General features: G+C 63.8%; 9 protein-coding genes. 5 read left to right on the top strand and 4 right to left on the bottom strand.

Annotated features, from left to right (window positions below; genetic code table 11):
• Positions 1-113: 113 nt before the first annotated feature.
• A complete protein-coding gene (locus tag J5J83_RS00005; RefSeq protein ID WP_212343738.1) occupies positions 114-1,487 on the bottom strand; it encodes an 8-oxoguanine deaminase in 1,374 nt (457 codons plus the stop codon).
• Between the two features lie 229 nt (positions 1,488-1,716).
• On the opposite strand from J5J83_RS00005, the gene J5J83_RS00010 reads away from it, so the two are divergent.
• Positions 1,717-2,391: an N-acetylmuramoyl-L-alanine amidase gene (locus J5J83_RS00010; protein WP_249115559.1), complete on the top strand. Its 675-nt coding sequence runs from the start codon at positions 1,717-1,719 to the stop codon at positions 2,389-2,391.
• Positions 2,392-2,397: 6 nt separating this feature from the next.
• On the opposite strand, the gene J5J83_RS00015 is transcribed toward J5J83_RS00010, so the two are convergent.
• Together J5J83_RS00015 and J5J83_RS00020 are read right to left on the bottom strand one after the other, a co-directional pair.
• Positions 2,398-3,291: an HD domain-containing phosphohydrolase gene (locus tag J5J83_RS00015; RefSeq protein WP_212343742.1), complete on the bottom strand. Its 894-nt coding sequence runs from the start codon at positions 3,289-3,291 to the stop codon at positions 2,398-2,400.
• Positions 3,292-3,331: 40 nt separating this feature from the next.
• Positions 3,332-3,787 (bottom strand): DUF3391 domain-containing protein, encoded by a 456-nt coding sequence (locus J5J83_RS00020; RefSeq protein WP_212343744.1) that lies wholly within the window; start codon positions 3,785-3,787, stop codon positions 3,332-3,334.
• A 99-nt stretch (positions 3,788-3,886) separates the two neighbouring features.
• Here J5J83_RS00020 and J5J83_RS00025 point away from each other — a divergent pair, with 99 nt between their 5' ends.
• From J5J83_RS00025 to J5J83_RS23220, 3 genes are read left to right on the top strand one after another with little or no spacing between them, the layout of a single operon-like run.
• On the top strand, positions 3,887-5,224 hold the full coding sequence (locus J5J83_RS00025) for an ATP-binding protein (RefSeq protein WP_212343746.1): 1,338 nt from the start codon (positions 3,887-3,889) through the stop codon (positions 5,222-5,224).
• Positions 5,221-6,591, top strand: a complete 1,371-nt coding sequence (locus J5J83_RS00030) for an HD domain-containing phosphohydrolase (protein ID WP_249115560.1) — start codon at positions 5,221-5,223, stop codon at positions 6,589-6,591. Before J5J83_RS00025 ends, J5J83_RS00030 begins: the two co-directional genes overlap by 4 nt.
• Positions 6,588-8,012 carry a bacteriohemerythrin gene (locus J5J83_RS23220; RefSeq protein WP_212343756.1) on the top strand — a complete coding sequence of 475 codons (1,425 nt, stop codon included), beginning with the start codon at positions 6,588-6,590 and terminating at the stop codon, positions 8,010-8,012. Before J5J83_RS00030 ends, J5J83_RS23220 begins: the two co-directional genes overlap by 4 nt.
• A 224-nt stretch (positions 8,013-8,236) precedes the next feature.
• On the opposite strand, the gene J5J83_RS00040 is transcribed toward J5J83_RS23220, so the two are convergent.
• Complete coding sequence (locus J5J83_RS00040) at positions 8,237-9,631, bottom strand: undecaprenyl-phosphate glucose phosphotransferase (protein ID WP_212343758.1); 1,395 nt, start codon at positions 9,629-9,631, stop codon at positions 8,237-8,239.
• 416 nt (positions 9,632-10,047) lie between these two features.
• On the opposite strand from J5J83_RS00040, the gene J5J83_RS00045 reads away from it, so the two are divergent.
• Entirely contained in the window at positions 10,048-10,353 is a 306-nt protein-coding gene (locus J5J83_RS00045) for a hypothetical protein (protein WP_212343760.1), read from the top strand.
• The last annotated feature ends 223 nt before the right edge of the window (positions 10,354-10,576 follow it).

Genomic DNA, 10,576 nt, shown 5'->3' on the forward strand with positions numbered 1-10,576 from the left:
GCTGCCGGCGTAGCGGCGAGGCATTGCCGAGACTACCGGTTGGGAGGGGTATGGGTTTTTGGTCGCACGCCTTCAAACCCCAAGACGCGCGTACCAGACAACACCCCCTGCAACTAACCCGACACCAACTCACGCGCCAGCCTGTTATGCGTCTCAACCAGGCGATGGCTGTCCACTGTCAGCAGCACCCCATCGCACACCACCTGGCGGCCGTTGATGATGCTGTGTTTCACGCCGGCGGGTGCAGCGAAGAGCAGTGCGGCGAGCGGGTCGTGCAGGGCGCCGGCGTGGGTGAGGGTGCTGACGTCGAAGATGGCGATGTCGGCACACATGCCGGGCGCCAGATGGCCGATGTCCTGCCGCCCGAGTGCCGCCGCGCCACCGCGGGTCGCCAGTTCCAGGGCGTGGCGGGCGCCCAGTGCGGCGGGGTTGCCGCTGCCGTCTCCGGTGTCGCGCACGCGGGCCAGCAGCATCGCCATGCGCGCCTCCAGCAGCAGGTGGCCGGCGTCGTTCGAGGCCGAACCGTCCACCCCCAGGCCCACCGGTACCCCGGCGTCGATCATCCTGCGGATGGGCGCGATGCCCGAGCCCAGGCGCATGTTCGATGACGGGCAGTGCGCCACCCCGGTGCGGGTGCGCGCAAAGAGGTCGATGCCGTGGTCGTCCAGGCACACGCAGTGCGCATGCCAGACGCCTTCGCCGGTCCAGCCCAGGTCTTCCGCATATTGTGCCGGGGTGCGCCCGAAGCGCTCCCGGCTGTAGGCCACGTCGCCCACGGTCTCGGCCAGGTGGGTGTGCAGGCCGACCCTGAAACTGCGTGCCATGCGGGCGGATTCGCGCATCAGATCCTGTGACACCGAGAACGGCGAGCAGGGCGCCAGGGCGATTTTCAGCATCGCCCCGTCGGACGGATCGTGCCAGGTCTCAATCAGGCGCTGCGAATCGCGCAGGATCGCCGCCTCGTCTTCCACCACGCGGTCGGGCGGCAAGCCGCCTTTCGATTCGCCCACGCTCATCGAGCCGCGGCAGGCGTGAAAGCGCATGCCGATGTCGGCCGCCGCCTCGATCGAATCATCCAGACGGCAGCCGTTGGGATAGATATAGAGGTGGTCGGAAGCCGTCGTGCAGCCCGACATGATCAGCTCGGCCATCGCCGTGTGCGTCGACACCCGGATCATCTCCGGTGTCAGCCCGGCCCAGATCGGATACAGGCGCTTGAGCCAGCCGAACAGCTCGCAGTCCTGCGCGCCCGGCACCGCTCGCGTCAGTGTCTGGTACATGTGATGGTGGGTGTTCACCAGACCCGGCGTCACCACGCAGCCGCTGGCGTCAATAACCGTTTCGGCCTCGGCGGGCACGGACTCGGGTCCGCCCACGGCGGTCACGCGATTGCCCCGCACCATCACCCAGCCACCCGCGATCTCGCGGCGTTGCGCGTCCAGCGTGGCGAGGACAAGGGCGTTTCGTATCAGCAGGCTGTGTTGCATGGCGAGGCTCCAAAAGCGCTTCCCCGGCGGCGGTGCGGGGGATTCCGGTTTTTACCCCGATATCTCCCGCCATCGCAACGCATCGGACGCGCTTTGCTGCATATAAGCATTATTCTGGATAGCCCGTACGCCACGTCCGGCGCACACTTGCACGCTCGATCGATCTCCCGCCCTGGTCATGCCCACCTGCCGCGCCGCGCTGCTTTCAATCGTCCTCGCCGCTCTTTGCATGCCTGCGTTCCGGCCTGCGCGGGCCCAGGTCGTTGCTGTCGACATCGGTCATACCGTGGCAGCGCCGGGCGCGACGAGCGCACGCGGGCGCGGTGAGTTCGACTTCAATCGCGAGCTCGCCACACAGGTGGTCAAGGCACTGCAGGCGCGCGGCATGACGGTGCGGCTGATCAATGCGGACGGCAACATTGCCAGCCTGCGCGCCCGCCCCGCCGAGGCCGAGGCCGAAGGGGCGGTGTTGCTGATTTCGCTGCATCATGACTCCGTGTCGGCCAACGAACTGCAGCGCTGGCGCTGGAACGGCGAGGTCCGCGAATACAACGACGACCATGCCGGACATTCGCTGTTCGTCTCGCGAGAGAATCCCGAGCTCGGACGCAGCCTGCTGTGCGCGCGCGTGATCGGTGCCCGCCTGCAGCGGTTGGGCTTCACCCCCACGCACAAGAACGCACGCCGTCGGCCCTATGCCGATGCGGTGCACGCGGTGCACTTCTACGACGGGCTCGCCGTTCTGCGTCATGCACGCATGCCCGCGCTGCTGTTCGAGGCCGGCGTCATTCGCAATCGGGACGAAGAGTTGCTGCTGCGTGACCAAAAGCGGCAGGCGCGCATGGCAGACGGCATCGCCACCGCCGTCGCAGCCTGCCTGCGCAATGGCAAACCGGCGGACTGAAGCGTATCAGGACTTTCGATGCGGCCCGTGGTAGTAGCTCATCTTGCGCTTGGGCGCGAGGTAGGCGAGGGCGTCGGGGTCGAGATCGCGCGGCTTGAGCACCATGTCGATCAGTACCTCGGGTTCCGAGACCAGATCGACAACCAGCGCATCTTCCCTCGGCGTCGACGGATCGAAGACCAGCACCGAGGGCCGCAGCAGGTCGGCGTGGTCCACCGCAACCACCAGTGCGATGTTGCCATTCGACAACTGCACCAGCGATCCAGGCGGATACACGCCCAGCAGGCGGATGAAAGCCTGCAGCATGGTCCTGTCCCACGCGTTGCCTTCGATCTTGTACATGTGGCCAAGGGCCTCCGCCGGTGTCAGTGCCCGCTCGGCGACGATGGGATTGCACAATTCCTCGTAGCGGTTGGTGATGCCGATCAGTCGCGCCAGCAGGGGGATCTTCTCGCCCTTCAATCCGTGCGGATAGCCTTTACCGTCCATGCGCTCATGGTGCATTTCGACCACCTCGCATGCGGGCACGGCGAGGCCTTCGAGCTTGGTCGTCATCTCGCGGCCGTAGATCGGATGCATGCGGAACAGGTCTTCCTCGTGGCGATTGCGGTTGCCGTTGTGGATGATCGCCTCCGGTATCCGCTGCAGGCCGATGTCGTGCATCAGCGCAGCTTCGCCCACCATGCTGAGTACTTCGGGGGGCAGCTTGAGCTCGCGCGCGAGCAGGATCGACAGCACCATGACGTTGAGCACATGAAAATAGGCCGTCTCCTCGGCCAGTCGCTCGTTCATCAGGTGAATCACGATCTCGCCACCTTCTGGCAGCTCCTTGACCATGTTGCCGATGAGCGCGCGTGCCGCAGTCATGGCCTTGCCGCCCGCGGCGAACACGTCACGCATCACCGAGCGGACCTCCACGGCCGCCGCCGCGTAATTGCGCTCACACTTTGCGATCTCGGCACGCTGTGCGGCCAGTCGCTGCGCCTGCAGGGCCTTTTCGGGCCGTGGTTCCGGGTTTGCCGGGGCGCCCCGGCAAACCCGGAACCACGGCCCGAAAAGGCCCTGCAGGCGCAGCCGTAGCTGAGGAGGCGGGGCCGTCGGCGACGGCGGCCGGCGCGCCAGTGCCAGGCGCCGTGCCGGGGTGTGGCGCTCGCGCCAGATCTTCCGCCGACAGGGGTTCAGCGATGCTGCGCGCGGGAAAATAGGTGATGGTCTTCAGCCCCAGTTCCTGCAGTGCCCGCACCTGCGCGTCGCTGGCGATGCGGAACTGGTTGAACATGAAGTTGTGCTCGGTCCACCGCAGGTTGAGGCGTATGAACAGGCCCACGCGCAGTCGCGCCGGGTCGATGTCGATCCCGTCGTCCTGCTGGCCGGACTTGTTCAGAGGGGAAAACATGTAACCGCCTCCTGCGGGATGAATTCGTGCATGTCTCTGGATTTTAGCCTGAGCTGTCGATATCCTCGTCCTTAACGACTACGCGGGAAGAAAATATCCATGTCCGCACCCGGGAGCGCTCCAATCAACGCACCGCCGTTGCCGCAATGCTGGTCTCATAATAGACCCGATGGATGCTGGCAGCTAGCACTCGAGTCCGGTGGGGATGGTGTATATGACTGGAACATCCTGAGCGAAGAGGTGTTTTTCGGCCCCCGGTTCAACGCCTTGCTCGGTTTTGTCGGCGAGAGTATCGGGCACAGGGGCGAGGATTTCCGCAACAGGGTGCATCCCGATGACAACAGCCGTCTGAACCAGCGTGTCAGTGAGCATTGTGCAAACGTCGCGGTGCCTTGGCGCTGCGACCTGCGATTGCGCAACCGGGCTGGCGAGTATCAATGGGTGGAAATGCGTGGTGCGGTTGTCGAGCACGACGCGGACGGTCGGCCTGCTCGCATGATCGGCACCTTGCGTGACATCGATACCCGCTATCACGACGACTTTCTAATCAAGCAGCAACTGGCGGCCACCGCGCAACTGAATCAGCAGCTCGAAGGGGCGCAGGTCCAGCTGGTGCAGTCGGAAAAGCTCGCCGCGATCGGTCAACTTGCCGCAGGCGTGGCGCACGAGCTCAAGACTCCCATCGGCTTCGTCGGCACCAACTTCGGTACCCTCGAACGTTACGCCGGCAGCATGCTGTCGGTGCTCGATGCCTATCGCTCTGCCTCTTCGGCGGCCGATCCGGCGTCTGCGTTGGCCGCGGCCGATGCGCTCTATGCCAAGGCAGACATCGATTACCTGCGTACCGATCTGCCCGACCTGTTCGCCGAGAGCCGCGACGGGCTCGACCGCGTGCAGCGCATCGTGCGCGACCTCAAGGATTTCTCCCGCGTCGGCGAGCAGGAATGGCAGTTCGCAGACCTGCACCAAGGGCTCGATTCCACCATCAACATCCTGCGCTACGAGATCAAGCACAAAGCCGTGGTCGAGCGCCGCTATGGCGACCTGCCCAAGGTGTGGTGCGTGCCGTCGATGGTCAATCAGGTGTTCCTGAACCTGCTGGCGAACGCCGCGCAGGCGATCGAGAACCAGGGTGTCATCACCGTGGAGTCCGCGGTCGAGGACGACTGCGCGGTCATTCGCATTGCCGACACCGGCAGTGGCATGACGCCCGAGGTGCTCAGTCGCATTTTCGAACCGTTCTTTACCACCAAGGGAGCGGGCAAAGGCACCGGACTGGGCCTGTCGCTGGCGCAGGACATCGTGCACCAGCACCGCGGGCGGCTCTGGGCCACCAGCACACCGGGGCAGGGCAGCACGTTCTCCATGGTGCTGCCGCTCTCCGGCCTGCAATCACTTGATCCTGCCGCCCCCACCGATTCGGGGCTCATGCCATGAACGACGACCTGTCTTCCCCTGTGTCACCCACGGCGCCTGATGCCGATGCCGTGGTGATGCCGATCACACTGCTGCTGGTGGACGACGAAGCCAACATCCTGTCCAGCCTGCGGCGCCTGTTCCGGCCCGAAGGCTACCGCGTGCTCACCGCCGAGAGCGGCGACGAGGCGCTCGAACTGATGGCGGCGGAAAAGGTGGACGTCATCCTGTCGGACATGCGAATGCCGGGCATGACCGGCGCACAGCTGCTGGCTGCAGCGTTCGAGCGCTGGCCCGATACCATGCGCATTCTGCTCACCGGTTACGCCGACATGAGCTCCACCATCGACGCGATCAATCTCGGCAAGATCTACCGTTACGTCTCCAAGCCGTGGGACGACAACGAACTCAAGCTGATCGTGCGAGAAGCCATCGATCTGCAGCGGCTCAAACGCGACAACGAGCGCATGGCGCAAACCATTGCCGAGCAGAATCGGCAGTTGCGCCAGTTCAATGCCGAACTCGAGGCCAAGGTCGCCGCGCGCACCCGCGAACTGAGCGAGGCGCTTGCGGCCACCAAGAAGGCGCACACCGAACTGCATCAGTCCTATACCGGTACCGTGCGCATCTTCTGTGAGCTCATCGAGTCGCGCAGCCCGATCATGAAGGGGCACGGCCGCCGCGTGGCCGACATGGCGCGCAACATCGCGCGCAAGCTCGAGATCGGCGACACCGAGCAGCAGACCCTCGTGCTTGCCGCCATGCTCCACGACATGGGCAAGATCGGCCTGTCCGACGAGCTGCTGGCGAAGCCCTTCAGTACCTTGCATGCGGATGAACGCGGTGCCGTCATGCTGCATCCGGGTCGGGCCGAAACCCTGCTGATCGGCATCACCCCATTGCGTGAAGCGGCGGCCATCGTGCGCAGCCACCACGAGCATTTCGACGGTACCGGCTATCCGGACGGCCTTGCCGGTCTGGCCATTTCGCGGCTGGGGCGTATTCTCGCCGTGGCCAATGCCTACGACTCCCTGCAGCTGGGCACCATGGTCGGACGCACGCTGAGCCCCAAGGAGGCACTCGAGTTCATCGTGTCCAACCGCGGCAAGCGCTACGATCCCACCGTGGTCGATGCCCTCGTCACCGTGTGTGCCGCCATGCCTGCCACCGAACGCGCGCGCAACGAGCAGCGCCTGCGCCCGGCGGTGCTCAAGGCCGGCATGGTGCTGTCGCAGGACCTGATGCATGCCGATGGCTACCTGCTGCTCAGTCGCGGCTATGTGATCGACGACACCATCATCGATCAGCTGATACGTCAGGAGCGGGCCGAGGGGCGGCCGATCCTGGTGCCCGTCATGCAATCGCCACCCACCGGAGAAAAGCCGTGAGCGTCGCGCCCGCCTCGCACAAGGGCGTGTTCATCTGGGCCGACTATTTCAAGACGGGCCTGGACGAGGTCGATGAACAGCACTTCAAGCTGGTCGAGCTGGTCAATCAGCTCGGCGAGCGCCTGGCGAGCGGCAGACCCCTGACCGCAACGGAAGTCGAGCGTGTGCTGGGCGGCTTGCACATGTACGCAAAGCTGCACTTCACGACCGAAGAAGAAACGATGAAGGCGCGTGGCATCGATCACCGGCACTACGACGACCACGTTCGCGCGCATGCGGATTTTGTCGCCCAGGTCGAAACGCTGGCGGTCGCGGCGGCCAACGGGCAGGGCAATCTGCTCTCGGAGCTGCTGCAGTACGTGTCGAGCTGGCTGGTGCTGCACATCCTGGGTATCGACATGAGCATGGCGCGGCAGCTGCATGCCATCGAAAAGGGCGCAACCGCCGCCGATGCCTTCGAGCACGACGCCCGTGCGGCCGACCCCGCCAACCGCGCGCTCATCGCTGCGATCCATACCCTGTATTCGACGGTGGCCCAGCGCAACCTCGAACTGATCAAGGCCAAGGCCGAGCTCGAAGACCGCGTGGCCGAACGCACCGCCGACCTGCAGCAGGCCGTCGCCCATCTCGAAGCGGCCAAGGAAGAGATCGTGCAGTCCGAAAAAATGGCCGCGCTGGGGCAGTTCGCCGCCGGCATGGCGCACGAGCTCAATACTCCGCTCGGCTTCATCGGCGGCAACGTCAATGCCCTGGGCGAGTATTGCGGCCACCTGCTGCAACTGAGCGAGTCCGCAGACGCGCTGATCGATCGTGGTCCGGCGGCCGCGGCATGGAAGGCCGCCTGCGAGCGCGCCGACCGTGACTTCGTCCGCGAGGATGTCCCTCAGCTGCTCGCCGAATCGCGCAATGGCCTGGAGCGCATCCACCGCATCGTCGATGCCCTGCATCGCAGCGCTGGCGGCATCGAAGACCCGCCTTCGCCCACCGCGCTCAAGACCATCGTCGACGAGGTCGTCGAGCAGTACCGCTCCACCACCGAAGCCGGGGTGCGCTTCGAGTGTGCCTGCGCCCCTGCGCTGATGGCGCTGGTATCGAAGCACGGCATCGCATTGGCCGTCGATGAAATGCTCGACAACGCAGTCAAGGCCCTTAACGGCAAGGGCGGCGTCATCCGCTGCAGCACCGGCAGCAACGCCACCCAGGTATGGATCGAGATAGAGGACAACGGCCCCGGCGTCAGCAGCGCCATCGCCCAGCATGTGTTCGAACCCTTCTTTACCACCCGGGCGGTGGGCAGCGGCGCCGGCCTGGGGCTCTACCTCGCCTACCAGACCGCGCGCCAGCATCGCGGTTACGTCGAGTTGTGTCACACCGGCCCGGGCGCGGTGTTTCGCCTCGTGCTACCGGCAATGAAGGCCTGAACGATTGCGCCTTAAGGCGCTGGCTACCGGGCTGGGGTGGTTTTTTGCTCCCTCCCCTTCAAGGGGAGGGTTGGGGTGGGGATGGGTTTGAAGCGTGCCCAACAAAACCCATCCCCATCCTGTCCTTCCCCTTGAAGGGGAAGGGACCTGCAAATGAGTTTCGGGTGGGCAGCTTTTGCTCCCTCCCCTTCAAGGGGAGGGCTGGGGTGGGGATGGGTTTCAAGTCAGTACGCGTTGCGATCCTTTACCACCAGCAGCGCGGTCTTGATGATGATCCACAGGTCGAGGCTCAGCGACCAGTTGCGCAGGTATTCGAGGTCGAATTCGATGCGCTTCTGCATCTTGTCCACGGTTTCGGTTTCGCCGCGGTAGCCGTTAACCTGGGCCCAGCCGGTGATCCCCGGCTTCACCTTGTGCCGCACCATGTAACCCTTGATCAGCTTGCGGTAGGTCTCGTTGTGCGCGACCGCATGCGGGCGCGGGCCGACGATGCTCATGCGCCCCTGCAGCACGTTGATGAACTGTGGCAGCTCGTCGAGCGAGGTGCGGCGGATGAAGGCGCCGAAGGGCGTGATGCGCTGGTCGTTCTTGGTGGCCTGCTTCACCACCGCACCGTTGTCGGTCGTGGTCATCGAGCGGAATTTGTAGACCAGGATCTCCTTGCCATCGAGCCCGTAGCGGCGCTGCTTGAAAATCACCGGGCCGGGTGACGATCGCTTCACCCCGATCGCGAGCACCAGCAGCGCCGGCGACAGCAGCACCAGGATCAGCGCGGCCAGCACCATGTCCATCAGCCGCTTGGCAACACCGTTCAAACCGGTGAAGGGGGTGTCGCACACGGCCACCACCGGTACGCCCGCCACCTCGTCCACCCGGCCCTGGATCAGGTCGGTGATGAAAATGTCGGGCACGAAGTAGATTGACGCGGTGGTGTCCTTGAGGTCGTCCAGCAGGCTCAGAATGCGCGGTTGCGCCGCCATCGGCAACGCCAGGTAGATCGCCCCGACCTGGTTCAGCTTGACGAATTCGGCCAGCTCGGCGAGCTTGCCCAGCACCGGAATGCCATCGGACTCGCGCAGGCGCTCGTCGCTACGGTCGTCGAAAAAGGCCAGCACCTTGGTGTTGAGATAGGGCGTGGTGCGGAACTGTTGCACCAGCTTAATGCCAATATCATTGACGCCGACCACCACCGCCTTCTGTTGCTGGCTGTGCAGCGCAAAGAACTGCGGCAGCAGATAGCGCACCGTCAGATGCGCGGCACCCACCGTGACCGGTGTGGCAATGGCCCACGCCAGCAGCATCTGCTGGTGAAAGCTGAAGAGGTAACCACTGGCATAGCCGAAGCTGCCCAGAATGGCCACGAACAGCAGCCAGTCCATCATCACGCGGCGCAGCACGCGCCGCGCCGGCTCATGCAGCTTGAGATCGCCCGGAAAACTCAGCGCGAAAGACAGCACCACCAGAATCACGAACGGCGGCGACATCGGCTGCCCGAAAACCCATGCGCATGCCATCAGCACCGCAACGACCAGCAACGGGTCGAGCAGTGCCGCCACGACCCCGAACACGCTGATGCCGGGGCGCAGAAAGTTGTTTTGCTGATTGATGGCGCCAAACATTGGGGTATTGCATCCTTGTCATTGTTGCCGCGCTGCCGCAGCGGCTCGAATATAACATCGGGGTAGCAGTGCGGCCAATGATAGTTATGTTACTTGCAACTTCTTACTTCATTCTGTCTTAACTATAGTTCATCATGATGTAAAAATAATCGTAAAAACAAGCAGATAAATTATGGTTATGAGTCTGTGCGTGCATCCAGGTGGTGCATGCCATGCATCTTGTTGGTGCAAAAAATGTCGTGGAAATTTACACTGACGAAAATGTGTTTGATATTTGCATACTACTTTAGTCTTGATTGGTGCAATGCAACACGCGGAAAAGTTTGAAAGTTCTAGCAAAAGGACATACGTCTTGCCAGTTTTGGCGTGATTTTTGCTGTGACATGTGTAACGTCGATCTTGACAAGGTGATCATCATGAAACCCAGGCAGCTACTTGTGCCGCTTGTACTGGCAGGCTCGTTTACAACAGCCGCCGCCGCACCGATGTTGTCGGCAGCCAATTCCGGCGTGACCGGTATCGTGGTGCAGAACACCTTCGGTCCCGCGCTTCCCCCGATGGCCATGGTGAGCCTGCCCGCGCAATCCGGGCGCAGCCTGCAATCGGGCAGCGAAGCCTCGATCCAGGCAACGCCGGAAAGAGGCGAAGAAGGCGACTTCACCCTCGGCCTCGCGGGTGCGCTCATGGTTGGCATGGTCGTCATCAAGCGCTTCTCGCGATAACACGCAGCGACGACTTCCGGTTGCGACCGATGCTCCCTCCCCTTCAAGGGGAGGGTTGGGGTGGGGATGGGTTTGATTCCCTTCAAGGGGGTGAAGGCGGGGTTTCAGCGAGCATCGCTCGCTGCCGCCTGAACGACAGCGCGTCCCCGCGCTGGCTATCGGGTTGTGGGGGCACTGTTTGGCTCCCTCCCCTTCAAGGGGAGGGTTGGGGTGGGGATGGGTT

It is taken from the genome of Azoarcus sp. L1K30, from assembly GCF_018122735.1.
Taxonomy (GTDB): domain Bacteria; phylum Pseudomonadota; class Gammaproteobacteria; order Burkholderiales; family Rhodocyclaceae; genus Parazoarcus.

What these genes read in the sequence shown, in the direction of transcription:
- J5J83_RS00005 (WP_212343738.1), bottom strand. Translation starts at nt 1,487, where the DNA reads ATGCAACACAGCCTGCTGATACGAAACGCCCTTGTCCTCGCCACGCTG.
- J5J83_RS00020 (WP_212343744.1), bottom strand. Translation starts at nt 3,787, where the DNA reads ATGTTTTCCCCTCTGAACAAGTCCGGCCAGCAGGACGACGGGATCGAC.
- J5J83_RS00040 (WP_212343758.1), bottom strand. Translation starts at nt 9,631, where the DNA reads ATGTTTGGCGCCATCAATCAGCAAAACAACTTTCTGCGCCCCGGCATC.
- J5J83_RS00010 (WP_249115559.1), top strand. Translation starts at nt 1,717, where the DNA reads ATGCCTGCGTTCCGGCCTGCGCGGGCCCAGGTCGTTGCTGTCGACATC.
- J5J83_RS00025 (WP_212343746.1), top strand. Translation starts at nt 3,887, where the DNA reads ATGTCCGCACCCGGGAGCGCTCCAATCAACGCACCGCCGTTGCCGCAA.
- J5J83_RS00030 (WP_249115560.1), top strand. Translation starts at nt 5,221, where the DNA reads ATGAACGACGACCTGTCTTCCCCTGTGTCACCCACGGCGCCTGATGCC.
- J5J83_RS00015 (WP_212343742.1), bottom strand. Translation starts at nt 3,291, where the DNA reads ATGCGTGACGTGTTCGCCGCGGGCGGCAAGGCCATGACTGCGGCACGC.
- J5J83_RS00045 (WP_212343760.1), top strand. Translation starts at nt 10,048, where the DNA reads ATGAAACCCAGGCAGCTACTTGTGCCGCTTGTACTGGCAGGCTCGTTT.